Origin of the sequence: Rhodococcus sp. NyZ502 (assembly GCF_041464245.1) — a bacterium.
Taxonomy (GTDB): Bacteria; Actinomycetota; Actinomycetes; order Mycobacteriales; family Mycobacteriaceae; genus Rhodococcus_F; species Rhodococcus_F qingshengii.
Genome location: NZ_CP167155.1, coordinates 5404821 through 5430883, shown reverse-complemented (window position 1 = coordinate 5430883; position 26063 = coordinate 5404821). Strand labels below are relative to the sequence as shown.

Annotated in this window: 29 protein-coding genes and 1 tRNA gene; 19 read left to right on the top strand and 11 right to left on the bottom strand. The window is 63.2% G+C overall.

Features of this window, described 5'->3' with window-relative positions:
• Positions 1-9: 9 nt before the first annotated feature.
• The 5 genes from ACBG85_RS25095 to pcaH are packed head-to-tail and all read right to left on the bottom strand — an operon-like array spanning position 10 to position 4702.
• Entirely contained in the window at positions 10-834 is an 825-nt protein-coding gene (locus ACBG85_RS25095; RefSeq protein WP_007730008.1) for an IclR family transcriptional regulator C-terminal domain-containing protein, read from the bottom strand.
• Positions 831-2012, bottom strand: coding sequence for a 3-oxoadipate enol-lactonase (gene pcaD, locus ACBG85_RS25090; RefSeq protein ID WP_064114168.1), 1182 nt, complete (start codon positions 2010-2012; stop codon positions 831-833). The genes ACBG85_RS25095 and pcaD overlap by 4 nt, the downstream gene beginning before the upstream one ends.
• Positions 2009-3337 (bottom strand): 3-carboxy-cis,cis-muconate cycloisomerase, encoded by a 1329-nt coding sequence (pcaB, locus tag ACBG85_RS25085; RefSeq protein WP_050654574.1) that lies wholly within the window; start codon positions 3335-3337, stop codon positions 2009-2011. Before pcaB ends, pcaD begins: the two co-directional genes overlap by 4 nt.
• An 11-nt stretch (positions 3338-3348) precedes the next feature.
• On the bottom strand, positions 3349-3990 hold the full coding sequence (gene pcaG, locus ACBG85_RS25080) for a protocatechuate 3,4-dioxygenase subunit alpha (protein ID WP_209909986.1): 642 nt from the start codon (positions 3988-3990) through the stop codon (positions 3349-3351).
• A complete protein-coding gene (pcaH, locus tag ACBG85_RS25075) occupies positions 3983-4702 on the bottom strand; it encodes a protocatechuate 3,4-dioxygenase subunit beta (protein ID WP_007730015.1) in 720 nt (239 codons plus the stop codon). Before pcaH ends, pcaG begins: the two co-directional genes overlap by 8 nt.
• 171 nt (positions 4703-4873) lie before the next feature.
• On the opposite strand from pcaH, the gene ACBG85_RS25070 reads away from it, so the two are divergent.
• Both ACBG85_RS25070 and ACBG85_RS25065 read left to right on the top strand, forming a co-directional pair.
• On the top strand, positions 4874-5620 hold the full coding sequence (locus ACBG85_RS25070) for a CoA transferase subunit A (RefSeq protein WP_030536554.1): 747 nt from the start codon (positions 4874-4876) through the stop codon (positions 5618-5620).
• Complete coding sequence (locus ACBG85_RS25065) at positions 5617-6264, top strand: CoA transferase subunit B (protein ID WP_214923996.1); 648 nt, start codon at positions 5617-5619, stop codon at positions 6262-6264. The genes ACBG85_RS25070 and ACBG85_RS25065 overlap by 4 nt, the downstream gene beginning before the upstream one ends.
• 63 nt (positions 6265-6327) lie before the next feature.
• Here the strand turns inward: ACBG85_RS25065 and ACBG85_RS25060 are convergent, their stop codons facing one another.
• Positions 6328-7206: an AraC family transcriptional regulator gene (locus tag ACBG85_RS25060; protein WP_214923994.1), complete on the bottom strand. Its 879-nt coding sequence runs from the start codon at positions 7204-7206 to the stop codon at positions 6328-6330.
• 154 nt (positions 7207-7360) lie between these two features.
• Here ACBG85_RS25060 and ACBG85_RS25055 point away from each other — a divergent pair, with 154 nt between their 5' ends.
• From ACBG85_RS25055 to ACBG85_RS25040, 4 genes are all read left to right on the top strand, one after another.
• The gene (locus ACBG85_RS25055; RefSeq protein ID WP_003940498.1) at positions 7361-7933 is read left to right on the top strand and encodes a peroxidase-related enzyme; all 573 of its coding nucleotides are present in this window, start codon (positions 7361-7363) and stop codon (positions 7931-7933) included.
• Between the two features lie 133 nt (positions 7934-8066).
• Positions 8067-9764: a hypothetical protein gene (locus ACBG85_RS25050; RefSeq protein WP_372025260.1), complete on the top strand. Its 1698-nt coding sequence runs from the start codon at positions 8067-8069 to the stop codon at positions 9762-9764.
• The gene (locus tag ACBG85_RS25045) at positions 9736-10353 is read left to right on the top strand and encodes a sortase domain-bontaining protein (RefSeq protein WP_054828141.1); all 618 of its coding nucleotides are present in this window, start codon (positions 9736-9738) and stop codon (positions 10351-10353) included. The genes ACBG85_RS25050 and ACBG85_RS25045 overlap by 29 nt, the downstream gene beginning before the upstream one ends.
• A gap of 26 nt (positions 10354-10379) precedes the next feature.
• Positions 10380-11462 (top strand): M20/M25/M40 family metallo-hydrolase, encoded by a 1083-nt coding sequence (locus tag ACBG85_RS25040; protein ID WP_054828142.1) that lies wholly within the window; start codon positions 10380-10382, stop codon positions 11460-11462.
• Here the strand turns inward: ACBG85_RS25040 and ACBG85_RS25035 are convergent.
• Entirely contained in the window at positions 11423-12448 is a 1026-nt protein-coding gene (locus ACBG85_RS25035) for a LacI family DNA-binding transcriptional regulator (protein WP_042446970.1), read from the bottom strand. The two genes, ACBG85_RS25040 and ACBG85_RS25035, sit on opposite strands and share 40 nt — an antisense overlap.
• Positions 12449-12682: 234 nt before the next feature.
• Between ACBG85_RS25035 and ACBG85_RS25030 the strand changes: the two genes are divergently transcribed.
• The 8 genes from ACBG85_RS25030 to ACBG85_RS24995 are packed head-to-tail and all read left to right on the top strand — an operon-like array spanning position 12683 to position 19658.
• Positions 12683-13525, top strand: a complete 843-nt coding sequence (locus tag ACBG85_RS25030) for a BtpA/SgcQ family protein (RefSeq protein WP_003940276.1) — start codon at positions 12683-12685, stop codon at positions 13523-13525.
• A gap of 2 nt (positions 13526-13527) precedes the next feature.
• On the top strand, positions 13528-14427 hold the full coding sequence (locus ACBG85_RS25025) for a carbohydrate kinase family protein (RefSeq protein ID WP_372025257.1): 900 nt from the start codon (positions 13528-13530) through the stop codon (positions 14425-14427).
• A complete protein-coding gene (locus tag ACBG85_RS25020) occupies positions 14424-15431 on the top strand; it encodes a substrate-binding domain-containing protein (RefSeq protein ID WP_372025256.1) in 1008 nt (335 codons plus the stop codon). Before ACBG85_RS25025 ends, ACBG85_RS25020 begins: the two co-directional genes overlap by 4 nt.
• A 2-nt stretch (positions 15432-15433) precedes the next feature.
• Entirely contained in the window at positions 15434-16204 is a 771-nt protein-coding gene (locus ACBG85_RS25015) for an ATP-binding cassette domain-containing protein (protein WP_372025254.1), read from the top strand.
• A complete protein-coding gene (locus ACBG85_RS25010) occupies positions 16201-17244 on the top strand; it encodes an ABC transporter permease (protein WP_372025252.1) in 1044 nt (347 codons plus the stop codon). Before ACBG85_RS25015 ends, ACBG85_RS25010 begins: the two co-directional genes overlap by 4 nt.
• On the top strand, positions 17199-18290 hold the full coding sequence (locus tag ACBG85_RS25005) for a phosphotriesterase (protein WP_228232250.1): 1092 nt from the start codon (positions 17199-17201) through the stop codon (positions 18288-18290). Before ACBG85_RS25010 ends, ACBG85_RS25005 begins: the two co-directional genes overlap by 46 nt.
• Complete coding sequence (locus ACBG85_RS25000) at positions 18283-19035, top strand: glutamine amidotransferase (RefSeq protein WP_372025250.1); 753 nt, start codon at positions 18283-18285, stop codon at positions 19033-19035. The genes ACBG85_RS25005 and ACBG85_RS25000 overlap by 8 nt, the downstream gene beginning before the upstream one ends.
• Complete coding sequence (locus tag ACBG85_RS24995; protein ID WP_099698115.1) at positions 19032-19658, top strand: TenA family protein; 627 nt, start codon at positions 19032-19034, stop codon at positions 19656-19658. Before ACBG85_RS25000 ends, ACBG85_RS24995 begins: the two co-directional genes overlap by 4 nt.
• 97 nt (positions 19659-19755) lie before the next feature.
• On the opposite strand, the gene ACBG85_RS24990 is transcribed toward ACBG85_RS24995, so the two are convergent.
• Positions 19756-19829, bottom strand: a tRNA-Met gene (locus ACBG85_RS24990).
• 53 nt (positions 19830-19882) lie between these two features.
• Positions 19883-20593 (bottom strand): FadR/GntR family transcriptional regulator, encoded by a 711-nt coding sequence (locus ACBG85_RS24985; protein WP_054831226.1) that lies wholly within the window; start codon positions 20591-20593, stop codon positions 19883-19885.
• A 98-nt stretch (positions 20594-20691) separates the two neighbouring features.
• Between ACBG85_RS24985 and ACBG85_RS24980 the strand changes: the two genes are divergently transcribed.
• From ACBG85_RS24980 to ACBG85_RS24965, 4 genes are read left to right on the top strand one after another with little or no spacing between them, the layout of a single operon-like run.
• Entirely contained in the window at positions 20692-21441 is a 750-nt protein-coding gene (locus ACBG85_RS24980) for a (Fe-S)-binding protein (RefSeq protein WP_003940529.1), read from the top strand.
• The gene (locus ACBG85_RS24975; protein ID WP_218695753.1) at positions 21438-22958 is read left to right on the top strand and encodes a LutB/LldF family L-lactate oxidation iron-sulfur protein; all 1521 of its coding nucleotides are present in this window, start codon (positions 21438-21440) and stop codon (positions 22956-22958) included. The genes ACBG85_RS24980 and ACBG85_RS24975 overlap by 4 nt, the downstream gene beginning before the upstream one ends.
• Positions 22955-23581 (top strand): LUD domain-containing protein, encoded by a 627-nt coding sequence (locus ACBG85_RS24970; protein ID WP_311093971.1) that lies wholly within the window; start codon positions 22955-22957, stop codon positions 23579-23581. Before ACBG85_RS24975 ends, ACBG85_RS24970 begins: the two co-directional genes overlap by 4 nt.
• Positions 23582-23639: 58 nt before the next feature.
• A complete protein-coding gene (locus ACBG85_RS24965) occupies positions 23640-24455 on the top strand; it encodes a mycofactocin-coupled SDR family oxidoreductase (protein ID WP_042446953.1) in 816 nt (271 codons plus the stop codon).
• Between the two features lie 6 nt (positions 24456-24461).
• Here ACBG85_RS24965 and ACBG85_RS24960 read toward each other — a convergent pair whose 3' ends face one another.
• Together ACBG85_RS24960 and ACBG85_RS24955 are read right to left on the bottom strand one after the other, a co-directional pair.
• On the bottom strand, positions 24462-25100 hold the full coding sequence (locus tag ACBG85_RS24960) for an LON peptidase substrate-binding domain-containing protein (RefSeq protein ID WP_003940076.1): 639 nt from the start codon (positions 25098-25100) through the stop codon (positions 24462-24464).
• On the bottom strand, positions 25100-25576 hold the full coding sequence (locus tag ACBG85_RS24955) for a DUF309 domain-containing protein (protein ID WP_209447989.1): 477 nt from the start codon (positions 25574-25576) through the stop codon (positions 25100-25102). The genes ACBG85_RS24960 and ACBG85_RS24955 overlap by 1 nt, the downstream gene beginning before the upstream one ends.
• A 140-nt stretch (positions 25577-25716) precedes the next feature.
• Between ACBG85_RS24955 and ACBG85_RS24950 the strand changes: the two genes are divergently transcribed.
• Positions 25717-26061 carry a YciI family protein gene (locus ACBG85_RS24950; protein WP_003939718.1) on the top strand — a complete coding sequence of 115 codons (345 nt, stop codon included), beginning with the start codon at positions 25717-25719 and terminating at the stop codon, positions 26059-26061.
• Positions 26062-26063 lie beyond the last annotated feature (2 nt).

Sequence of the window (26063 nt, the reverse complement as noted above, 5' to 3'; positions counted from 1 at the left end):
TCTGCTCGGTCAGCGGGTGGCAGCCGAGTGATTGTTGGACGACTGAGTACGTCCGAGATCGACGGAGATGGCGTCCGCGGTGGCGACTGCGGCCGGAACCAGTTCACCGCGAACAGCTTCGGCGCTGTAGCGGGCGGCTTGGGTGGAGATGTTGACGGCCGCGACCACGTCACCGGTCGCGTCCCGGATGGGTGCGGCGAGCGAGCGCAGACCCTCTTCGAGTTCCTGATCGACAATCGCGAACCCGTCGGCGCGAATCTTCTCGAGTTCGGCACGCAGTCCGTCGGCGGTGGAGATGGTCTTGCCGGTCAGGCGGGCGAAGGACACTCGGGCGAGGTAGGCGTCCAGTGCGTCGTCGGGCAAGCCGGCGAGCAGAACTCGACCCATGGATGTGGCGTACGCGGGAAAGCGCGTGCCGATGGTGATGGACACCGTCATGATGCGGCTGACCGGAACACGAGCCACGTACACGACGTCGTCACCGTCGAGGATCGACACGGACGTGGATTCACGGACCTTGGCGGACAAGGCTTCCAGATGCGGCCCGGCGATCTCGGGAAGGGACAGACTGGAGAGGTAGCTGTAGCCGAGTTCGAGGACACGGGGCGTCAACCAGAACACCGAACCGTCAGTACGTACGTATTCGAGTTCGACGAGCGTGAGTAGGAAGCGGCGAGCAGTCGCACGCGTGAGATCGGTGTGCCGGGCAACCTCGCTGAGGGTGCGACGCGGGTGCTCACCGTCGAAAGCCTTGATGACGGAAAGCCCACGGGCCAGCGACTGCACGTAGTCCGGGGACGGTCCCGGCGCCTGCTCGCTGCTGTTCTCACTCATGTTGTCTCGTTCTCCTCAGGTTCGGCCGAGAGGTCCGCGAGTGCTTGCTTTCCCAGCGCAAAAGCCAAGTTGCTGTTCGGCACACCCGCATAGACCGCGGTATGGAGAAATACTTCCACGAGTTCGTCGGGATCGATCCCGGCACGCAGCGCAGCGCGAATGTGCATGTCGAGTTCGTGTTCGTTGCCGACGGCAGTGAGGATCGCGAGAGTGAGGAGCCTGCGGGTGTGGTGATCGAGGCCGGGGCGCGACCAGATGTCACCCCACGCCGTGCGAGTGATGAAGTCCTGGAAAGGGGCGGTGAACTCGGTGGCACCGGCAATGGAACGGTCGACGTGGGCGTCGCCGAGCACCTGGCGTCGTACGGTCATGCCGGCCGACACCGCGGCGCTACGTTGGGCGAGCGCAGATGTGTGCGAGGCAATATGCGTTGCAAGTAGTTTGGTGACGCGCCCGGCTTGTTCGACGTTGGCCAGGTGTGCGCCCGGATCGACCACGTGCAGTACCGCATCGGCGATGCCGTCGGCGATCGCACCCAACGTCGACGGAGGCGTCGCCGGATCCTGCTCGCCCGCGACGAGGAGCGTCGGAGCGACGATGCGGGCCAGGTCGTTGCGGCCGTCCCACGTCGAAAGCGCCTCGCAGCAGGCGGCATAGCCCTCGTCGGGTGTGGCTTCGACCATCGCGACGTGACGGGCGACAAGCTCCGGATCGTTCTCGGCCAGTCCCGGCGTGAACCAGCGTCCGACGACGGCGGCCGCGATGGATGCAATACCGTCCGCACGGACAGCCCGAGCACGATCGATCCACGGTTGAGCCGGGGCGAACTGCGAGGACGTGCACATCAATGTCAACGTCTCGACGCGAGTGGGGTGGTGCGCGGCGATCCATTGGCTGACAGCGCCGCCGAGGGAGAGCCCGACGAGATGTACGGACTCGAGTTCGAGCGAATCGAGGAGAGCGATGACATCGCCGGCGAGATCGGCAATTGAGTAGGGGCCCGTAGGCACCGGTGACTTGCCGTGGCCGCGATGGTCGACGGCGATGACGCGGTAGCGATTCGACAGCGCGTGAATCTGCGGCTGCCACATGGACAGATCGGATCCGAGTGAACCCAGGAGAACCACTGCCGGGGCATCGAGATTGCCGGTCTGTTGAAAGTTGAGCGCGACGCTCATCGAGATCCTCCTGTGGGGCGTTCGGCGAGGGCGCGGTCGACCAGATCGGTGGCGTGGCCCAGATAGTGTGCGGGGTCGAGTAGTTCGGCGATCTCGGTTTCGCTCAGGTGCTCTGCGATGGCGGGATCACGATCCAATCTGGTTCCGGAAGTGGCTGCCGCGGTGACGATGTCGCGCGCTCGATCAGTGTGTGCGGACAGGGCCTTGGTGACACGCTCGGCGAGAATCAGGCCACCGGTGATGTCGAGATTGCGAGCCATCGACTCGGTGTGTACTTGCAGGCCGGTGAGGCTCACGGACAGTTGGTGCGCCGCTCCGCCTGCCAGACGCAGGAGATCGGTGACGGTTTCCCACTCGGCGTGCCAGGGGCCTGCAGCGCGGGCGAATTCGTGATCCATGTTCGACAGGGCTGTGGCGACCAGTGCGGGAGCACGTCGCGCTGCTGCGCGGGCGGTGATGGCCGCGACGGGATTCTGCTTGTGCGGCATGGCCGATGAGCCGCCCGGAGCGCTTTCGGCGACCTCGGAGAGTTCGGTGGACGCCATGACGGTGATGTCGGTGGCGGGCTTGGAAACAGCGCCGGCGACGATACCGAGCGTGGTCGCGAGTTCTGCGATGGTCACGCGGTCGGTGTGCCAGGGAGTGACCTGCCTGGCCAGGCCGAGTTCGTCTGCCAGTGCATCGGCGATCCTGAGCCCATCGGGATACAACGCAGCGAGTGTGCCTGCGGCGCCGCCGAACTGAACCGGCAACGTGGACAGCACGATCTCGAGGCGGATCGCGGCGGCGTCGAGTGCGGTGAACCAACTCGAGGCCAGAAGGCCGAAAGTGGTCGGAAGTGCTTGCTGGCCCAGAGTTCTCGCGACCATCGGAGTGGAGCGATGGAGGCGGGCGAGGTGGGCGGCGGAATCGGCGGCGCGGGTCAGGTCGGCCAGAACCACCGCGCCCGCGCGTCGCGTCAACAGCATCAGCGCACAGTCCATGATGTCCTGACTGGTGGCGCCCGGGTGCACCACGGAGGCAGGCACACCTTCCTGTCCGACCCTTTCGCGCAGCATCTTCACCAGCGGAATGACGGGATTTCCGCCGGCGGCCGACGCGCGGCCGAGCGCCACGATGTCCAGACCGCCCGGTTGTGAGAGTTCGGCCGCAGCAGCAGCCACCGCGGCGCAATGTTCCCCGTCCGCCAATCCGACGGTGGCCATCGCACAACTCAGTGCGGCCTCCACGTCGAGCAACGCGGTGACCCACGCCTGGTCGGACAGGTGCTCCGATACGCGGGTGGCCCCGAACACCGGGTCGAACAGTGCGCCGCGAGTGGGCATGTGTACTCCTCTTACAGTTCGAAGAAGGGCGTCTCGACGCCGTTCGCGTCCTCGTCCTGAACATAGACCGTCCAGGAGTACCCACCGTCGACCTTGGTTGCAACCAACTTCGCGCGTTCGGTTTCGCTCAGTGAGGACAGCACCGGATCTGTTGCGTGTGCGTCGGCGTCTTCGGGGAAGTACAAGCGGGTGACCAGGCGGTCGAGCATGCCGCGAGCGAAGACCGACACGTTCACGTGTGGGGCCTCGTCCGCATCCGTTTCAGTGGGCTGCGCACCGGGCTTGACAGTGTGGACCAATGCAGTGCCCGTGGGATCCGCTGCGCTGCGGGCGAATCCGCGAAAACCAGCCGGAGTGAGCTCCACTGCGCCACGGGGATCGTCCGGATGGTTGAAGCGTCCGAGTGTATCGGCCTGCCATGTTTCGATCATCGCGTCGGCGACGGGTGTACGGGCGCCGTCGATCACCGTGATGGCCAGCGTGATTCGTCCGGGGGTATCGGCGGGAGCGGCGTCGGGGCCGTCCGTCCAGGGGAGGCCGATGTGCCAGTACGGCCCGACGGTCTGAGAGGGCGTGACACCGAAGGGGGCGGTGGTGAAGTCGCCGGGGACGACCGGATAAGTGGGTGCGGGCTTCGCGGTGTGATCAGTCATCGTGGTCTTCCTCGTTCTCGAATACGGAGGCGTTACGGCCGCGCAGGACGATGTCGAAGCGGAACCCGAGAGCCCAGTTGGGGACTGTGGCGTCGTAGTCGAAGACGCTGACCATGCGGTGACGTGCTGCTTCGGGTACTGCGTTGTAGATCGGGTCCTGGAAGAACATCGGATCGTCGGGGAAGTACATCTGCGTCACGAGGCGCTGCGTGAATGCCGTGCCGAACAGCGAGAAATGGATGTGTGCCGGTCGCCAGGCGTTGTCGTGGTTCATCCACGGGTAGGCGCCCGGCTTGATCGTGGTGAAGCTGTAGTGGCCGTTCGCGTCGGTGACGCAGCGACCCAGGCCGTTGAAGAACGGATCCAGCGGCGCGGGCCAGTTGTCGCCGGTGTGGCGGTAGCGTCCGCCTGCGTTTGCCTGCCAGACCTCGAGCAGTGTGTGGGGGACGGGTTTTCCGTCGCCGTCGAGTACGCGGCCGTGAACGACGATGCGCTGTCCCTGTGCTTCGCCGCCGTTGGCAATGGTCAGGTCGTTTTCGCCGGCGCCGACGCGATCCTCGCCGAATACCGGCCCGGTGAGCTCCGTGAGCCGCTGGGGGAGCAGCTTCAGCGGCTGCTTCGGGTGGCGAAGGGAAGTCGTCTTGTAGTCCGCGAAATCGGCCGGGGCGTTGACGCCAGTCGGCCGCTGGTACCTCGGCGGTAGATGCAGCATAGGGAACCTCGTCGTTCGGTTACGTGAAGTTGTTCGCAATGTGTACATGTGTTGCGCTCTGCGAACAGAATAGTTCGTAGATGTGACCCAGGCAATGCCGGGGGCGAAAAATGTTCGTTATGCGGACGGGGGTTCACAATACGTACGGGTCGCGCTACTGTGATCGACATGATGGACAAAGTCATTCCCACTGCTGCCGAGGCCGTCGCCGACGTGCCGGACGGCGTCACGATCGCTGTCGGAGGTTTCGGGCTCGTCGGAGTGCCGGAAATCCTCATCGATGCGCTCCTCGAGCAGGGCGCGACATCACTCGAAACGGTGAGCAACAACTGCGGCACCGACGGGTTCGGGCTCGGAGTGCTTCTTGAGAAGGGGCGTATCCGTCGTACTGTCAGCTCGTACGTCGGCTCCAACAAGGAGTTCGCGCGTCAGTACCTTTCCGGTGAGCTGGAAGTCGAACTCACGCCGCAGGGCACGCTCGCCGAGCGCATGCGCGCCGGGGGAGCGGGCATCCCCGCGTTCTTCACCCCGGCCGGCGTCGGCACCCAGGTCGCCGACGGCGGCCTGCCACTGCGTTACGACGGCAGCGGCGGCATCGCAGTTGCCAGTCCGCCCAAGGAAACTCGTGACTTCGACGGCGTCACCTACGTGATGGAGCGCGGCATCGTCGCCGACTATGCACTGGTCCATGCCTGGAAAGGTGACCGGCACGGCAACCTCGTCTACCGCGCGAGTACCCAGAACTTCAATCCGGCTGCAGCAACGTCGGGGCGCATCACCATTGCGCAGGTCGAGCACCTCGTAGAGCCGGGTGAGCTCGACCCCGCCGAGATCCACACGCCGGGCATTCACGTTCAGCGTGTTGTCCACGTCGGCCCCGTGACGGTCGGCATCGAGAATCGGACGGTACGAGCATGACTTCTGTACTACCCACCAAACTCACCCGCGAAGAGATGGCGGCCCGCGTCGCGCGCGAACTCGAGGACGGGCAGTACGTGAACCTCGGCATCGGTATGCCGACGCTGGTTCCGAACTACCTCCCGACCGACATCACCGTTGTATTGCACTCGGAGAACGGCGTTCTGGGCGTGGGGCCGTACCCGACCGAGGACGAACTCGATCCTGAGCTGATCAATGCGGGCAAGGAGACCATCACCGTTCTCCGCGGTGCGTCGTTCTTCGACTCCTCAGCGTCGTTCGGCATGATCCGCGGCGGCCAGGTCGACGTTGCCGTGCTCGGTGCCATGCAGGTCAGTGCCACCGGAGACCTCGCGAACTGGATGATCCCTGGCCACATGGTCAAAGGCATGGGCGGCGCGATGGATCTGGTCCACGGCGCAAAGCGCGTCATCGTGATGATGGAGCACGTCTCGAAGAAGGGTGAGCACAAGATCGTCGAGAAGTGCTCGCTTCCGCTGACCGGTAAGGGCTGCGTCCAGCGAATCATCACCGACATGGCCGTGATCGACGTGACTGACGACGGTCTCCGCCTGGTGGAGACGGCGCCGGGCATCAGCGTCGAGGACGTGGTTGCTGCTACCGGAGCGAAACTGATTCTTTGACAGTCTGTTTCATCTGATGGCTCAGCCGCCGGGTCGTGACTTCCATCCGACCTGGCGGCTGTTTTACGCCCCGACGTCGCTCAGCTCGCTCTCGACCGGAATCCAGAGCTCGAACCGTGCGACGGTGAAATCGTCGTTGTATTCGGTACGCATGATCTCGGGACCAGGTACGGAGCGAAAAGGGTTGGCAGGGAACCATTCCGTGTAGATATCTCGCCACAAATACTGCACAGATTCGATTTCCGACCCGTCGGCGGTGAAGACGGCCCACGTGTGTGCGTCGACCGTCAGCAGATCGAAACCCGTGGGTGAAGGTTTGCCGGTGACCACTCCCAGGTAGTAATCCAGTTCTGTGCCTTCGGTTCTGGGATGCGCCAAATTGTCGACGACACTGACGATTCCCGCCGGGTCCTGATCGGAGAGCTCGCGCAACCCTCGCAACGCAACCTTGTCCACGGAGCGGGTGAAATCTTCGATCGCAGAATTGGGACCTTCGTGAACCAATGGAACCCGGGTCTTGAACCCGACTACCGTCAGGGCAGGTTTGTCCACAAGTATGTAGTCCATCGGTGTGGCTCCTTCCAGTGTCACGTGAATGACAAGTTTCGGTTGTGATTTGAGAACGGCGGGAGCGCGTGTGACCGCGCCGGGGCTCACGCCGTGAAATGCGGTGAACGCTCGTGTGAAGGCCTCCGCGGACGAGTAGCCGTACTTCACGGCGGTCTCCAACACTCCGGATCTGCTGACGGACAACTCGGCACCGGCCAGGGTGAGTCGACGTCGACGGATGTATTCGGATACGGGAATGCCGGCCAGGGCTGAGAACATCCTCCGAAAGTGATACTCCGAGGTGGTTGCCAGCCTTGCCATCTCGGCTGTCTCGATCTCGCCGCTCAGATTGCTTTCGATGTAGTCGAGCGCGCGGTTCAGTCCGTCGATCATCGTGTCTTCCTGTTCACGGGTTTCACGCTACGCAGATCACTTGGGCCGTACCCGACTATCCGTGCCCGAAAAAGTAGGGCAGGAAATGCATCTGGACAACTCAGTTAATCATCATTATCTTGAATCGAACATCGATGGTTGACCAGGAGGTACAGTGAGCACCCGTTTTCCGCAGGCTGAATTGACCGAGGTGCCCGAGGACATCGCCGCCAAGATTCTCGAGATCCAGGAGAAGTCGGGGTTCGTGCCCAACGTCTTCCTGATGTTCGCTCGGCGCCCAGCCGAGTTCCGGGCATTCTTCGCATACCACGACGCGATCATGCTCAAGGAAGATTCCGCACTCACCAAGGGCGATCGAGAAATGATCGTCACCACGATCTCTGCGGCCAACAAATGTACGTACTGCGTTGTCGCGCACGGCGCGATTCTGCGTATCTACGAGAAGAAGCCGCTGGTTGCCGATCAGGTTGCGGTCAACTATCGCACCGCAGAGATCTCCGATCGTCAGCGCGCGATGCTCGACTTCGCCACCAAGGTGAACTCCGCCTCACACGAAATCGCCGACGCCGACTTCGACGCCCTTCGTGTGCACGGCTTCGGCGACGAGGACGCGTGGGACATCGCCGCGATCACTGCATTCTTCGGGCTCAGCAATCGCATGGCGAGTTTCTCCGGCATGCTGCCCAATCCGGAGTTCTACCTGATGGGGCGCGTTCCGCGGTCCTGATTCCTGCGGTTAGCGCAGCAGCTCTCAATTTTTCGGACCGACCGGTCGTAACGTCTGGAAGTCAGCCGACGAAGTAAAGGCTGTCCACGCCGGAATTGCCGTCTTCGTAAAGAAGGCCGAAAGGTTGAGCGCTATGTCGGAGAAGTCCATCGCCCATTCTCGGAGGGTCCGCTCTGCGGCCGCCGGTGCCGTACTAGCTCTCGGATTGGCGGTGGGCGGCACGGGAATTGCATCGGCAGAGCCGGAAACCGTGTGTACCCCGAGCGCTGATCCGGTGGTGACCTGCGCCGAGGAAGAGGCAGCTGCCACCACCGACGCCGACGCGGCGACGAGCACCGAGACCACGCCGGAGAAGGTTGAAGCCGGGGTCGCGGGCACGGGCAGTGCCGAAACCGCTGGTACGGACGCTGCAGCACTGGCGGAAGCCGAAGCAAAAGCCAAGGCAGCTGCCGACGCGGCAGCGAAGGCCGCCGAAGCAGCCGCGACGGCAGGGGTCGACTCGTCCGCAGCGACAGACACTTCGGTGAAGGCGACCGAGGCAATGACCCAGGCGAGCGTCGAGGCAACCAAGGCGGCGGTCGAATCGACCAAGGCCAAGGCGGAGGCCGGGGCCGCGGAACAGTCTGCCAAGGAAGCCGAAGAGGCAGCCAAGGTTGCGGAGTCCGCGGCGGCCGATGCGAAAGAGGTAGCAAAAACAGCTCAGGCAGAAGCCGACGCGGCTGCAGCCAAGGCTGCTGAACTCGAGGAGGCTGCGAAGGCCGCCGGTTCGGGGCCCAAGACCGAAGAGGCAGCAAAGGCGCGCGCCGAGGCTAATGCTCTGCAGGCCAAGGCCGATGAGGCGAAGGCTGCCGCGGATGCAAACGCCAAACTGGTAGCGGACAAGAACAAGGAAGCCGAGGAAGCCTTCAAGAACTGGGATTTCGCGAAGGCAGCCGTCGCTAAGGCTCAGGCGTTGGCCGCAGCTTGGAATGCCAAGCAGCTCGCGATCACCGTCAAGGAAACTCAGAAGGTGGCCACCGCCGCCGAAACCACCGCCAAGGCAGCCGAGTCCGCAGCCGCCACCGAGGTAGAAGCTGCCACCGCCGCCCGTAAGGCCGCAGATGAAGCGGCAGCTACCGCAGCTTCCGCACAGAAGGACGCTGCCGCTGCACAGAAGGCCGCGGAGACGGCGCAGGCCGAGGCCGATGCTGCAGGGGAGGCGGCCACCGACAAGCGAGCAATCGCCGACGAAAAGGCTGCCGAAGCCGCCAAGAAGGCCGAAGCTGCCGAAGCAGCGAGTAAGAAGGCGCAGGATCTCTACCTGGCCGCCGAAGACGCGAAGGCGGCGGCCGACGCCGCAGCAGCAAAGGCCAAGGAAGCTCAGGCCGCCGCAGCTGCCGCAAAGGCTGAAGCGGATGCAGCGCAGAAGATCGTCGACGAGCTCAAGGCAAAGGGCGAGAAGGAGATCGACAACGGAACAGGCGTCGGCGGTGAGGTGATCATCGGTGAGCACACCGACGACGGCTCCGGAGTCACGAAGGTCGACGAGACCACCGCTGTAGTGAACAAGACCGGCGTCAAGCTGGTCGGCTACTACAACAACAAGGGAGCCTTCGACGTCGTCGACTACTACGTCACCGACGCCGACGGCGATCCGGCACTCGCTGGAAGCCTGCCCCCGGTCGATCTTGCTCTCGGCGACACCGCAAGCAGCAGCACCAGCGGTAGCAGCAACTCCAACCTGCCGGCTGTATTGATCGGCGTCGGAGTCGTCGGCGCTGCCGCCGCAGCAGCTACGACGGTGGTTGTTCGTCGCAAGCGTCATGACGGCCCGGGCAACACGTCTGCGTAGCGCCGGCCTCTCGGCGGTAGCGATCCTCGCCCTCCTCGCATCCGGATGTTCGGGCGAGAACGCAGGATCGCTACCAGACCGCTCGCCGGTGCAGTCGCATATCGCGGCTGCACCGGCTTCGGTGACCGTCGATCCGGCAGAACCCGAGCGGATCGAGTTGAGGTCTGCGTCCGGGGTCACGTACCTGAGCAGTCCGTTGCACTCGGAGAAGCTGATGCGCGGCGGCGAGAGTGGGCAGCAACTGAATCCTGTCGACGAACTGCCGGTGTGGTGGGGTGAAAGCGGAATGCCGGGAACATCGACCACACAAACAGTTGTCGTGGTCGGCCACAACTACACCACTCGCGAAGCACCGTTCCGGGCGCTCCGGGTAGTGGAGCCGGGCGATCGAATTCTCCTGGGTACACCGAACGGCGCACTCGAGTACGACGTCGAAACAGTCGGGCCGCTGCACAAAGGTTCGCTGCTGGGCGCTCACGAGTTGCGCGAATCGGTTCCGGGACGGCTGATCCTCGCCAATTGTGATGTCGTCGAAGGAGAGTCGACCGACGACAATTACGTCGTCATCGCCCAGCTGGCAGCGCACTGATCCCGTGGCAGTGCAAGAATAGGTACATGGATTCCCTCGGACTTCTCTCGGAACTGGTAGCTCTCGACACGGTCTCGGGGGAGGCCGCTCCTCAACGGCGGGCGATGGATTCGATTGTCTCGTTGGTTCTCTCACGTGCGCCACAGGCGAAGGTGGAGTCAGACCTGACCGGCAATCATCCCTGGGCCTTGATCACCAACGAAGCTGCACCCTCGGCAGCCAGACTCCTGTTCGCCTGCCACGTGGACACGGTGCCGGTGGGCACTGTCTCCGACTGGGAGTTCGATCCGTATGCCGCACAGGTCGACGGCGAATTGTTCCTCGGCAGAGGGACATCGGATATGAAGGCCGGCCTTGTTGCCGCTACTGCCGCGGTTGTCGACGCTTTCGAACGTGGAGTCCCGGTCGCGCTGTTGCTGACGAGCGACGAGGAAATCGGATCGCTCGGGGCTGTTCGTTCGGCCGACGCCGTTGCGAATCTCGAGGTCGGGGCCGTCATCGTTCCCGAGGCGACCGGCAATCGCATCAACCTGGGGCACCGCGGCGCACTGTGGCTCGAAGTGTCCGTCAAAGGAAAAGCCGCGCACGGGAGTACACCGCAGCGAGGAACCAACGCCGTCCTCAAACTGCTTGACGTCGTCGACCGAGCCCGGCGTGAGCTTCCGCTGTCGTCCGACGCGTTTCTGGGTGCCGAAACCTGGAACCTCGGCTTGGTCGGCGGGGGTTCGGCTCCGAACATCGTGCCGGACAGTGCACGTGCGGTGATCGATCACCGCACGGTGGGAGACGGCGCCGACCTGCTCGCGTGGTGGCGAGCCCAACCAGAAGTCGACTCGGTGGAGACGTCGATTCATCTGGGAGGTGTGCGTACCGACGCGTCGGACCCGTGGTTGGCCACCCTGCCTATCCCTGTTGCAACCGAACCGGTTTCGTACTTCACCGACGCTTCGGTACTGGCCGCCGCCGCCCCTGGTGCTCCCGTCGTGATCTGGGGCCCTGGCACTCCCTCGCTGATGCATGCGGCCAACGAAAGCGTCAAGGTCTCCGAACTGGACGATGCGATCGCTGCTTACGGTGCGGTTGCCGCCGCTTGGCCGACGGTGGACTGACGGACAATCAGTTCAGGAGCAAGCGCGATGTGGGCTGTCGACTCGGAAGAGTTGTTCATCGCCTGATCCAGAAGTCGCACAGCTTCTTCCGCGATTCTTTCCTGCGGCTGCCCGACGGTGGTCAACGGAGGGTTGCACAATTCAGAGAACGGGATGTTGTCGAAACCGGTGACCAGAACGTCGCCGGGAACGTCGATGCCCAATGCGTGACAGGTCTGCAACACGCCGAGTGCGATCAAGTCGTCGGCGCAGACCAGGGCGTCGGGGCGAGTTTTGCCGGTCAGGATGATGTTGGATGCCGTGCGCCCCCACTCGATCGAATACTCGCCGAGTTGTGTCCACTCGTCACGAGTTTCGATGCCCATTCGATCCGCGTGGCGGAAGAAGCCGGCCCGGCGAAGTTCTGTTGACGAATTGGTCAGCTCGGAACTGATGAAGGCAGCTGATTGCGCGCCACGCTCCGACAGATGCTCCATCACCAGGGATTGAGCGGCGTCGTCGTCGACGCCGACCCAGTCCGTCTGGGTATCCATTGCAAACCGGTCCAGTTGAACGACCGGAAGCGTTGCCGCGCTGGCTCGGACGGCCTCGGCACTCAGTTCGCCGTGGCACGGGCTGATGATGATTCCGTCCACTTGCCGGGAGACGAGCGACTTGAGCCGCTGCGCTTCCACGTCGGGATCGGAACGAGAATCGCACAGGAACAGTTGTAGGCCGCGCCGAGCGAGGACGTGTTCGACGTTGACCACCAGCGAAGTGAAGAAGGGGTTCGCGATACTCGGAACCACCATTCCGACAGTGTCCGTCCGATTACGACGCAGTGAGCTGGCGATGATGTTTCCCGAGTATCCGAGAGAATCCGCGGCTCGTTTGATCGTCGCTGCAAGCTCGTCCGAGACAGGGCGGGATCCGGACAGTGCCCGCGACACGGTGGCCGTCGACACCCCGGCCAGTTCCGCGACATCGCGAATGGTCGCCTTGCGCATGCGTCCCCCGTTTTCTGCTCGATTCGGGTCCGAGGTTATCGAACCGCACGGTCCAGTGTCCCGCATGTAACGCGATTGAGGCAATCGTTTACAAATTCGAATTGTGAAATCCTTGACACAACCCGGTGTTGATCGCATAACCTGCTAATTCATCAAGGCAATCGATTACATCGTGTGCAGATCTTGTGCATGGACATACAGCGCAAATCTTGCGCATGGAATGGGGTAGCTGAAGTGACCGCATCACCGCTCGGAGTCTTTCCGCCCAAGCCCTCGGCGCTGGCAGAGATGTTCACTGGCACGCCATCTCTCATCGGGGCCATTCACCTCCCGGCCCTGCCGGGCAGCCCGCACTACACCGGGCAGCCGGTTTCGGAAATTGCTCGCTTCGCCGTCGAGGAAGCACACGCGTATGTCGACAACGGTTTCGACGGTGTGATCGTCGAAAATCACTGGGACATACCGTTCCTCAAGCCCGGCGAACACGGATACGAAACCGCCGCGAGCATGGGAGTCATCACGGCAGCGGTGGTCGGCGAGTTCGGCAAGGCCGTCGGCGTCAGCATCCTGTCCAACGCCGGCGAGTGCGGAGTGGCCGCAGCGTGGGCGGCAGGCGCGAGTTTTGTGCGCGTCAATCAGTGGGCAAATGCCTACATTGCCAATGAGGGCTTCATCGAGGGCCAGGCCGCCAAGACGACGCGCTTCCGCCATCGCATCGGCGCCGACCCGGTCCGGATCTTCGCTGACGTGCACGTCAAACACGGTGCGCATGCCATTGTCGCGGACCGCACTGTCGCGGAACAGACCGAAGACGCCGAGTTCTTCGACGCAGACGTTCTGATCGCGACGGGTTCGCGCACCGGTGACGCCGCTTCGGTCGACGAGGTTTCCGTGATCCGAGACAACACCGTTCTTCCGGTGATCATCGGATCCGGCATCACGGCTGCCAATGTCGCAGCGCTGATGAAGGAATGCGACGGTGCCATAGTTGCATCTTCGGTGAAGGACAATGGACGCTGGTGGGGACGGGTCGCAGGCGAGAAGGTCCGCGAACTGTCCCGGGCTGCAGGAAAGTAACCATGATTGTCTTTTGTGGATACGCCAACAACGATGTGACGGTGCATGTCCCACACGTACCGGTACTCGGGGAGCGCGTTCAGGCAACGGCCATCAGTCAGATCGACGGTGGAATGAATGCAAATGCTGCGGTATCCGCGGCCCGAATGGGCGCGCAGGTGATCTTTGCCGGTGCCGTGGGCCCGGACGCGCGGTCCACCGAGTTTCTCGAAGCCCTCGAGGCAGATGGCGTCGACACCAGTTGGTCGCCGCGAGATGCGTTCCTGTCGACGGCAGTTGTTCTCATCGCGCAGGACGGCGATCGCTCCATCATCAGCCAGGACGACCCGAACGATGCCGAACGCATCGGAGTTGTCGTTACCCGATTGGCCGCTGCCGGCGGAGGACGACTGTTCCTCGACGGATACCGTGCGGTCTTCCTCCCGGATGAATTACCGGGAAGCGTAAGTCTGGTAATTGATTTGGACGGTTGTGAAAACAAAGCCGCGGCACTGCGCGCGTTCGCTCTGGCCGACCACGTCGTCGTAGGGCGTGCCCTGTGGGAAGGCGCGTTCGGGATCGGATTCGACCAGTGGCAGACTCTGGCCGCCGAGCACCACACCCACCTGCTGGTGACCGACGGCTCGCGAGGTTGGACACTGGCCACACCGGACGGCGAGGTGACGAGCGAACCGGCAGTAGTGGTCGACGTCGTCGATGCAGTCGGGGCCGGCGATTGCTTCGGCGGTACGTACATCGCTTTTGTCGACGCCGGGCGCTCACCGGTGGACGCCGCACGACTCGCGGGAGCCTCGGCTGCCTTGGCTTGCGCCACCGCAGGACCCCGCGGATGCCCCACCCGAGATGAATTGGACAGCTTCACAGCAACATTGACCCCTCACACCCTTTTGGAGACTCGATGATGAAACGTGCTTTGCCTCTGGCGCTGGGAGCTGCAGTCGCGCTCACGCTCACCGCTTGTGACTCGGCTTCGTCGAGTGACTCGAAGGACGCATCGGGGGGCTCGTCCATCCCGCAGCCGACCCGGGTCGCCGAAAGCTGTGACGGGACGAACGGCAAGCTCAAGGTCGGCCTGGTGACCATCAATCTCCAGGCGCTGTACTTCAACCAGATCAACAATGCCGCGAAGAACGTCGCGGACAAGGCAGGCGTCGACCTGCAGATCATCAGCGGCAACGACGATTCCGTCGCGCAGGCCAACGCCTTCGACAATCTGATCGCCGCCGGTGTCGACGCGATCATCGTCGATGCAATCGACACGGACGGAATCAAGCCGTCGGTGGTCAAGGCCAAGAACGCGGGCATCCCCGTCGTCGCGGTCGACGCGACCATCGACGATCCGGCACTGTCGACTCAGGTCGGTACGGCCAACGCCGAGGGCGGTGCCAAGATCGGAAACACCTTGGTCGATGTCGCGAACAACACCGGAACGGTCGGTATCGTCGGCGCGCTCAACAGCACAGTCCAGCTGGAGCGGCAGAAGGGCTTCACCGAGACCGTGACCGGCCGCGGAATGACCGTCGGCACTGTCGTGGACGGACGTAACATTCAGGAGAACGCACAGACCGCAGCGGAGAACCTGCTGACCGGCGGCGGCGACATGAAGTACGTCTACGCAACCGGTGAGCCGGCCTTGATCGGACTCGTCGCGGCGGTCAACAGTCAGAAGGCGCAGGATCGCATCGAAGCAGTCGGTTGGGATCTTTCGGATCAGGCGGTAGGCGGACTCAAAGCCGGTTGGCTTAAAGGCGTGGTCCAGCAGAACACCTTCGAATTCGGCCACGAGGCAATGAATTCGGCAATCGACCTGGCTTGTGGCCGCGGCGCTCCGGCAAACATCCCCGTTCCCACCCAGATCGTGACTCCGGAGAACGTGGCCGACTACATGTACTACTTGGAGAAGTAATCATGGCACCTCCACTGATCGAACTCTCGGGCATCACCAAGTCGTACGGACCGGTGAAGTCCCTTCAAGGAGTGGACCTTCGGCTGGCGAAGGGTGAAGTACTCGGAGTGGTCGGCGACAACGGCGCCGGTAAGTCCACTCTGATGAAGATTCTCGCCGGCGCGGTTCAGCACGACGGCGGTGAAATGCGAGTCAACGGTGAACCAGTACGCTTTTCGACGCCGCTCGACGCGCAGCAGAAGAAGATCGGAATCGTCTACCAGGACCTGGCTCTGTGCGACACGCTCGACGTCGCCAGCAACCTGTTCCTCGGCCGAGAACCGCGAAAAGGTCCCTTCCTCGACCGGCATGCTATGCACGAGAAGGCGGCTCACATTCTTGCTGACCTTCATGTCAAGGTGAAGTCGACCTACCAGGAGATCGGGCAGCTGTCCGGTGGACAGCGGCAAACCGTCGCGATCGCCCGCGCGGTCTCTTTCCGGCCCGACGTATTGATCCTCGACGAGCCCACCGCTGCGCTTGCCGTCGCCGAGGTCGAGTCGGTGCTCAAGCTGATCACGGACGTGGCAGCGGCCGGGGTGGGCGTCATTCTCGTGACGCACCGCCTGCAGGATCTGTTCCGCGTGTGTGACCGAATCACGGTCATGTACGAGGGGCAGAGCGTCGACGACGTTCCGATCGGCGACCTCAACATCGAGTCTCTCGTCGGACTCATCACTCGAACTCCGGTGCCGCAACGGACACCGGCAGCAGCCCAGGGAGTCACGGCATGACCACTCTCGAGAAGACCCAGGCACCGGTCGAGCGAAAGCTTGCCGCCAAGCCGTCGTTGTGGGACAGCGTCAACAAGCCGACGCTTGCGATGCTCGCGGTGACAATTGCTGTCGCAGCTGTCTTCTCGGCGACCACGTCGTCGTTCCTGACATTCACGAACCTGTCGAACCTGGCAACCCAGATCGCTCCGGTTCTGATCATCGCGGTAGCAATGACTTTCGTGATCACGGCCGGACAGATCGACCTGTCCGTCGGTGCGATCGTCGCGTTCGTCGCGGCGATGAGTGCCGAACTGATCCAGGCGGGCGTCGATTCGTCCCTGGTCTTCGTCGCCGCCCCGGTGATGGGTGCGGCCTGGGGTCTGGTCAACGGTTGGCTGGCCGCCTATCAGGGTATTCCGCCGTTCATCGTGACTCTGGCGACGATGTCCGTCATCCGCGGCATCGCGCTGTACCGGACCGAAGGGTTCTCCGTTCCGGTCCCGGCAGACACCTACTTCGCGAAGCTCGGAACTGCAGAGTTCCTCGGGTTCTCCGCCAGCGCCTGGATTGCTCTCGTCGTCGTGGTCATCGGAGCAATTGCGCTCAACCGCATGCGCTTCGGGCGCTACGTCACCGGTATCGGCTCCAACGTCGAATCCGTGCGACGGTCCGGCGTCAACACGCGTCGTGTGCTCATGATGACGCTCGTCTTCACCGGCTTGGCTGCCGGTATCGCGGGACTGCTGATCGCGGCTCGACTGGGCTCGGGTTCGGCCAACTCCGCAACGGGATTCGAGCTCACGGTGATCACCGCGGTGGTTCTCGGTGGCACCAATCTCTTCGGCGGTCGCGGCACCGTGATCGGTACCGTCATCGGCGCCGTCCTGACCGGAATCATCGCGAACGGACTGACCCTGCTCGGCGTGAGCCCGTTCCTGACGCCGATCATCACCGGTGTCGTTCTGCTACTGGCCATCTGGATCAACATGCGCGGACATACACTGAGCGCGCTGTGGCGACACCTGCAGTCCGCACCGTCGGGGCCTGCACGCTCATGAGCAAGGTTCGTACTGTCACGGGAACTGTGGACAGCTCGGAACTCGGACTGGTTCTCCCACACGAACATCTGCACAACGACGTCACCGGTGCGTACACCGAGGCCCCGGATCCGGTTGTGGCACAGCGGTTGGCCGGTCCGGTACGCGCCGAGGATGCCTGGCTTCTTCACGACAATCCGTACTACAGTCTCGACAATTGTCGAGTCGACGACGGATCGGCCGTGGTGGAAGACCTTGCGGACTTCGCCCGCCTCGGTGGTCGGACGATCGTCGATCTGACACCGCCGGGACTGGGCCGGGCACCGGAGAAGTTGGCGGAGTTCTCGCGAAAGTCAGACGTGCGAGTGATCATGGGTTCAGGGTGGTACCTCGAGACGACCCATCCGGTCGAGGTCCACGAACTCGGTGTCGACGATCTGGCAGGTTCGCTCGTCGAGGAGTTCGATCCGGCAAAGGAATTGGCACCTGGCGTGATCGGGGAGATCGGAGTCTCCCCGCTCTTCACTCAGAACGAGGCGAAAGCGTTGAGGGCGGCATGCATCGCCCAGCGCGAGGTGGACGTGCCCCTGTTCGTCCACCTTCCGGGCTGGCAGCGCGTGGGACATCACGTCGTCGACATCGTGGTCGACGAGATGGGCGTCGATCCGCAAGCAGTGGTGCTGTGCCACATGGACCCGTCCGGACACGACGCCGACTACCAACGATCGCTCGCCGACCGCGGTGTCTTTCTCGAATTCGACATGATCGGGATGCCTTTCGATTTCCCCGGCGAGGGTCTTTCGCCGCATCCGGCGGAAACAGCCACTGCGGTAGCCGGATTGGTCACCTCCGGTCACGCATCACAGCTCCTGCTCAGTCACGACCTCTTCCTCAAATCAATGCTCAGAAAGCACGGCGGAAACGGATTCTCCTACGTACCACTCGCCTTCGCCGCCCGATTGGTGCGCGCAGGCGTAGATCCCCAGCAAGTGTCCGCGTTGATGCGAGACAACCCGAGGTCGCTCTTCGAGCAGGCCGCGAAAGGAAACAGAAGCAGTCATGGGTAAACGAGTACTGATCGCCGGCGAGAGCTGGATGACGACGTCGACGCACGTCAAGGGCGTCGACGAGTTCAGTGTCCATTCCTACGTCGAGGGTGTCGGTCCGCTTCGGGATGCGCTCACCTCACGTGGCCACGACGTGACACACATGCCCGCACACCTGGTGCCGACGCAGTTCCCCGGTACCGCAGAAGCGTTGTCCCAGTTCGACGTCGTCGTTCTCTCCGACATCGGAGCGAACTCGCTGCAGCTGGCTCCCGGCGTGTTCGACCAGTTCCGCGCCGGCGAGGATCGTCTTGTCGCGCTACGTGACTGGGTGAACGCCGGCGGCTCACTGATGATGATCGGTGGTTACCTCTCGTTCTCCGGGTTCCAGGCGCGAGCAGCTTTCCGCCAGACCGCGATCGCCGAGGTACTGCCCGTGACGATGCTGGCCGAGGACGATCGCGTCGAGACACCGGCCGGGATCGTTCCCACCGTCGTCGATGCTGCTCACCCGGCTATCGGTGGTGCCGGCGATTCCTGGCCGGCGCTCCTGGGATACAACCGCGTCGTCGCGAAGGACGGTGCCGTGGTTCCCGCCACCATCAACGGCGACCCGCTTGTCGCTGCCGGTGAATACGGCGCCGGACGGTCGATCGTCTTCACCTCGGACTGCTCGCCGCACTGGGCTCCGCCGGAGTTCTGTGAGCAGTGGCCCGGATACACCGACCTGTTCGACGGCTTGATCAGTTGGGTCGCCGGCGAATGAGTCGCTCCTCAGACCTGCTCGCGCGGCAGCAGAGTAATCTCGCTGCCGCGCGGGCGGTTCCATTCATCGAGGACACCATCGGCGGGACGTTGAGTGATGAGGGATTCCGCCGGTACCTCGTGATCGAAGAGGCATTCGTACTGACGGCCGTCAAGGTGTTGGGGTTGGTGGTCGCCGAATCCCCGACGCTCGACGACGCGCTCGACCACGTGACGTCGATGTCGAACCTGGTGGGCGAGCAGCGCGAGTATTTCGCGCAGTTGCGTTCCCGCTTCCCGTACGAGGGTGACGCAGCGGCGCTGGTCGAGGAGTCGGCCGTGCTGTCCACGCACGCCTTGGCCCTCGCTCGCGAAGAGGGCAGGGCGGCGGCGCTGGTGGGCATGTACGCCGCGGAAACCCTGTATCTGTCGTGGTGCCGGGAGGCGGCGGCAGTGAAGGTAGATCGCGAACCAGCGTTGCAGGACTGGGTGGACATGCATGTCGCTCCGCCGTTCGTGTCTCAGGTGGCGGTGCTGGCGTGCGAGGTGGACGCCATGCCCGAGTCCGTCACCGACGAGGACCTGGATCGGTGGTTCTCAGGCATGCTGGCCGCGGAGATCGATTTTCACAACGTGGCGGTGTGAGGTACTGCTGTGCGCCTTTATTAACCCCCGGCGGTTAATAAAGGCGCACAGCAAAAGGCCCGTAGGTCGCTTTCGCAACCTACGGGCCTCTTCTTTGTAGCGGGGACAGGATTTGAACCTGCGACCTCTGGGTTATGAGCCCAGCGAGCTACCGAGCTGCTCCACCCCGCGTCGGTGTGAAACCAACAGTACACGACTTCTGGAGGCGCAATTACCACCCCCTGTCACCGGCCGGAGTGCGCGCTTTCCGAGTAGTAACCGCGGATGTGGCCGACTATGCGCTGACGTGCGAGTTCGCCGTCACCCGCGTTGACCGCATCCACCAATCCTCGGTGTTCGTCACGCAGTCGCATGCAGGTGCTCGGCCAGCTGTCGATCTGGACGCCCGCGAGAACGTAGGCCTCGATGGACTCGCGCAGGCCGGTCATCATGGCTGCGATCACCTGATTGCCCGCCGCGTCGGCGAGCGCCACGTGGAACTGTGCGTCGAGTAGCAAGAATTCCTCGGCCGAGAGAGCTGCGTCCTCCATCGAGTCGAGCAGTTCGACGGCCGCGCGGAGGTCGGGTGCCGGGGTCCGCGATGCCAGGGACTGCATCACCTCGGATTCGAGTACGAGTCGTGTCTTCACTACGTCCGATACCGGAAAGCCCTGTGCTGCAACCTGCATCCGCATCAGCATGGTCATACCGCCGGTCGGTTTGGCGACGATCATCGCGCCGGACGTCGGGCCGGATCCAGTCTGCGCCTTCAGGAGGCCGAGTGCTTCCATGACCCGCAACGCTTCTCGGACCGATGACCGTCCGACGCCCAACTCTGCTGCCAGAATTCTCTCTCCCGGCAGGCGCTGGCCAGGAGACACCTCGCCTGAAACCAGCCGACGTTCGAGATGGCTCAGTACTTGTTCCCACGCTCGCGGGCTCGGCTCGGTCGGCATGAGGCAAGAGCATAACCGGGTGGACGCCGTTTATGGGGTGGCCTGTCCGGGGATGTATTACTGTGGTCAGACCACACCGACAGATTGCGGGGAACCACATGCGAGTAGCGCTGTTCGCCACCTGCATCGGGGACACGATGTTTCCCGACGCCGTCAAGGCCACCGCCCTCCTGCTCACCCGTCTCGGGCACGACGTCGTGTTTCCGTCCGGGCAGACTTGCTGCGGGCAGATGCACGTCAATACCGGCTATCAGCCGGGCGCACTACCGCTGGTCGCGAACTACGCCGATACCTTCGGTGATGCGTCGATCGACGCGGTTGTCGCACCATCGGGGTCGTGCGTCGGCTCGGTCCGTCATCAACACGAGATCGTCGCCGAGCGCTACGGCACCGCGTCGCTGTGTGGACAGGTGCAGACCGTGAAGGCAAAGACGTACGAGCTTTCCGAATTCCTCGTGGACGTTCTCGGGGTCACCGATGTGGGCGCGTACTTCCCGCACCGGGTCACCTATCACCCGACCTGTCACTCACTGCGGATGCTGAGGGTAGGGGACAAGCCACTTCAGTTGCTGCGCAACGTCCGCGACATCGATCTGGTCGAACTCCCCGAAGCAGATTCCTGCTGTGGATTCGGCGGCACCTTCGCCATCAAGAATGCGGAGACTTCGACGGCCATGCTGGCGGACAAGATTCGCCACGTTGCGGACACCGGCGCCGAATTCTGCAGCGCCGGAGACTCGTCCTGCCTCATGCACATCGGCGGCGGTATGTCACGACTGCAGATGGGCGCCAAGACCATTCACCTCGCGGAGATTCTGGCGTCGGTGGAAAGCCGGGTGCACGCATGAGCGCTGTGACGCTGGGTCTGCCCAGCTTCCCGCCGAGGTCGCCCGAGGGTGCAGGGTTCCTGCGAGGTACTGAGAAATTCCCCGTCGCAGCACATCACGAGCTGGCCAACGCGCAACTGCGACGCAATATCGGCAAGGCGACGCACACCATCCGTGCCAAGCGCATCAACGTGACTGGAGAGCTTCCCGATTGGGAAGACCTGCGTGATGCGGGTTCGGCGATCAAGGCCGACGTCATGGCGCGGTTGCCGGAACTGCTCGAACAGTTCGAAGCTGCAGTCATCGCGCGCGGTGGGCAGGTGCATTGGGCGGCGGATGCCAACGAGGCCAACGCCATTGTGACCGAACTTGTCAAAGCCACCGGCTCCGACGAGGTCATCAAGGTCAAGTCGATGGCCACGCAGGAGATCGGTCTCAACGAGCATCTCGAAGCCCACGGAATCACCGCCTACGAGACCGATCTCGCGGAATTGATCGTCCAACTCGGCCACGACAAACCGTCGCACATCCTGGTTCCCGCGATCCATCGCAACAGGTCCGAGATTCGCGAGATATTTCTTCGAGAGATGCCAGATGTCGATCCGAACCTCGGGGAGAACCCGGCCGAACTTGCCGCTGCTGCACGAAAGTTTCTGCGCCACAAGTTCATGACGACGCCGGTCGCCGTCTCCGGCGCCAATTTCGGCATCGCGGACACGGGCACTCTGACCGTCGTGGAGTCGGAGGGCAACGGGCGAATGTGCCTGACGCTGCCGAAAACACTGATCACCGTGATGGGCATCGAGAAGATTCTGCCGACGTATCAGGATCTGGAGGTCTTCCTGCAACTGCTGCCGCGGTCCTCGACGGGGGAGCGGATGAACCCGTACACCTCCATGTGGACCGGCGTCACGCCCGACGACGGTCCACAGGAGTTCCACCTGGTCCTCCTCGACAACGGTCGGACTGCCGCGCTTGCCGACAAGATCGGGAGGGAAGCCCTGAGCTGCATACGGTGCTCGGCGTGTCTGAACGTGTGCCCGGTCTACGAGCGCACCGGCGGTCACGCCTACGGATCGACCTATCCGGGACCGATCGGCGCGGTGCTGACTCCGCAGCTCGCGGGCATGCATGGCAAAGACGATCCCAACTCGACGCTTCCCTTTGCCTCGAGTCTGTGCGGTGCGTGCTTCGACGCCTGCCCGGTCAAGATCGACATACCCTCGCTGCTCGTCGAATTGCGGCACCAGAAGGTCGAGCAATCCGGTGTCACAGCAGAGTCTTTGGCGATGAAAGCCGCCTCTCTGGCGATGTCGACCGAGGGCCGGTGGACGTTGGCTCAGAAAGCTGCCGGGCTCGGACGCGTCGTGGCCGGCAGGAAAGGGAAGATCTCTACGTTGCCACCTCCATTGAACGGTTGGACAGCTGCCAGAGACATTCCCGCACCGCCCAAGCAGACCTTCCGATCCTGGTGGGACTCCGACGAAGGCCGCGCGGCATTGGACGAGGCTCGTCGTGGCGGGAAGGCGGACAGATGAATTCACGTGAGGTGGTGCTCGGACGCATTCTTGATGCCATCACCTTGGCGCCCGCCCGCGAAGGCGAGATACCGCGAAACTACCGGACTGGCAGAACCATGTCCGACGAGGAACTCATCGATTTGTTCGTCGACCGTCTGGTGGACTACAAGGCGCACGTTCACCATTGCGCTGCAACAGAAATCGCTGAGGCCGTCACCGGAATAGTGAGAGAGCACGGACTACACACTCTGGGGATCCCCGCCGGCCTCGACCGATCATGGGTAGCCGGATTCGACGGAACGCTGGTGGTGGACAGCCCGGACGTACCGGCTCCTGAACTCGAGAACCTCGACGCCGTTGTCACCGGCTCGAAGGTAGCGTGCGCCGAAACCGGCACCATCTTCCTCGACGCCGGTCCATCGCAGGGACGCCGTGCGTTGACACTGGTACCGGACACACACATCTGCGTCGTGTATCGCAGCAGTGTGGAAGTGGGAGTGCCGGAGGCGATTGCGAATCTGACACCGGAGCGCCCCACCACCATGATCAGCGGCCCGTCGGCGACCTCCGACATCGAACTCGAGCGCGTCGAAGGTGTCCATGGTCCGAGGAATCTTCACGTCGTCATCGTCGACGGTTGATTCCCGTCGAGCGGGAACTCGCAGGCAGCGGGCCACATCAGCGTCTAACGTCCCGGCCATGACACAACTGTTGGCAGGCAAGGTCGTTTTCATCACCGGTGCAGCGCGGGGTCAGGGACGCAATCACGCGATTCGACTCGCGCAGGAAGGTGCAGACGTCATCGCTGTCGACGTGTGCGCGTCGGTGTCCGAAGACGTGGGTTACGCGGCCGCGACTGAAGCCGACCTCGAAGAAACGGCTCGTCTCGTGCGAGCGGAGGGGCGCGAGATCGTCACCGCTGTAGCGGACGTCCGTGACCTCGAGGCACTGCGTGCGGCGGTGGCGTCGGGCGTCGACAAGTTCGGTCGCCTCGACGTCGTGATTGCCAATGCGGGCATCGCTACGTGGAACCGTTTCTGGGAGATGCCTGAAGAGCAGTGGTCGACGCTGGTGGACATCAATCTCAATGGTGTCTGGCGCACGATGACAGCTGCGGTTCCTGCAATGATCGAAGCCGGCAACGGTGGTTCCATCGTGATTGTGAGCAGTGCTGCCGGCGTCGCCGAAGCGCCCGGCTGCGCGCACTACTCGGCGGCCAAGCACGGCCTCGTGGGTTTGGCTCGCACTGCTGCAACGGAATTGGGAAGCTTCGACATTCGAGTCAACAGCATCCACCCTGGCGCGGTGGAGACCGAGATGGGTAACGATCCCAACGTGGGTAAAGTGCTCACTACTCATCCGGAGTACATGAACTCGTACAAGTGGCCGCTCACGTCCGTCCCGCGCACCACCGTCGAGGACATCTCCAACGCCGTCGTCTACCTCGCGACGGACCTCTCCCGCGCGGTCACCGGGACGAAGATCGTCATCGACATGGGTCAGACGATGGCGTAGTTGCGCTCAGAGGAGATTGAACTGCGCGACCTCGATGGTGTTCTCGACTGCCTCCGAGAGTGTGCGAATACGTTCGTCGGCGCCTGGCGCGGTCAAAATCGCCAGGCGATCGGCGTCACCCATTGGAATGCTCCTGGCGAGGGCATACAGCCGAGAACCCAGCGGATCCAAGGGATCCGGTGGGACGGGCATTCGCGGAGTCTGTTCGCCGGCCCGAAGTGCGAGCTTTCCCAGCATTCCGTACATGAACTCGATGCGCTCGAGGAGCGAGTCGTATTCGTAAGCAGTGACTGGTGTTCCGTTGTTCTCGTCAGGCCACAATTCGACCTCGGCAAGTGGGTAGGGATCGTCTGGCAGCCATCGATTGACCCGGATGCGGTCTTCGGTCCGGCAATACAACTGATACCGCCCGGCACCCATGGCGACATGAGACTCGATCCGAGCCAGAGTGCCGACGTCGTGACGTGATTCGCCGCCACCGACCTCGTGGCCACGAGCGATGAGCACGACTCCGAACAGTGGGCCGTCGGCAGCTTCGAGAACGTTCTCGACCAGTGCGCGATACCGAGGTTCGAAGATGTTCAGGGGCAACACCTCACCCGGTAGCAAAGCGGAGCCGAGCGGAAACATGGGGAAGATGGGCATCAGGGGATTCTCAACCTCGGAATCGGAGGGGCGGGGAAATCGCCGGGGCGATCGATTTCGGCGAGCAGGTGTTCGGACCACGTCAGTAGACCGGGGATATCGAGGCCGTGCGGACTCTCGACCTCGTAGTGCCTGATGCGGTCGTGACCCTGGCCGAGGAGTGAGACGGCGCCGGTGTTGTTGCCCCGAAGCAGATGGGTGAGCCCGACGGCCAGCTGAGCCAGTCCCTGCCACAGGTCACGTTCCTCGGGCGGCGCGCCTTTCCACGTTCCTTCGAGAATCTCGTGTGCATGGAAAGGCATGCCGTGGTCGAGGAGGCGCTGAGCCTCGGTGATCGACTCGTCTGGTGGCAGGCGTACATCGTCCGGAATGCGCGGGACACCGCCCGCTGCGTCGCGTGGCAGTGGACGTCCGAGTCCGTCACGGGGCCGCGAATTGAGGGGTTTCCCAGCGGCGTCCCGGTCGCGTTCGGTCATACACTCAGCCTAACGGCAGCGCCCCGGACGAACTCGCCAAAAGTTTTTTCGAGTCGCCTGTCGATTCCGGGGAGAACCGTTCGTCGTCATGTTGTAAGGCAAGAAAGCCGCAAGAAAAACAACAGACCAAGGAGTCAGTCATGAAGTACATGTTGCTCATCTACACCGCACCCGGCGGAGACACCGAACCCCAGTGCACGTTCGAGGACTGGCAGCAATACGACAAGGAAATGAAGGATGCCGGGATCTGGGTGTCCGGCGATGCCCTCGCCGACCTGACGACAACGACGACGGTTCGGGTCTCGCAGTCCGGAGAAAAGACTGTCACCGACGGACCCTTCGCAGAAACCCGTGAAATCCTCGGCGGCTACGACGTCATCGACGTTCCCGATCTGGATGCGGCGCTTTCCTGGGCCGCGCGGTGCCCCGGCGCGCGCGACGGCGGCAGCGTCGAGGTGCGTCCACTGGCCGGGTTCGGGGACTGATT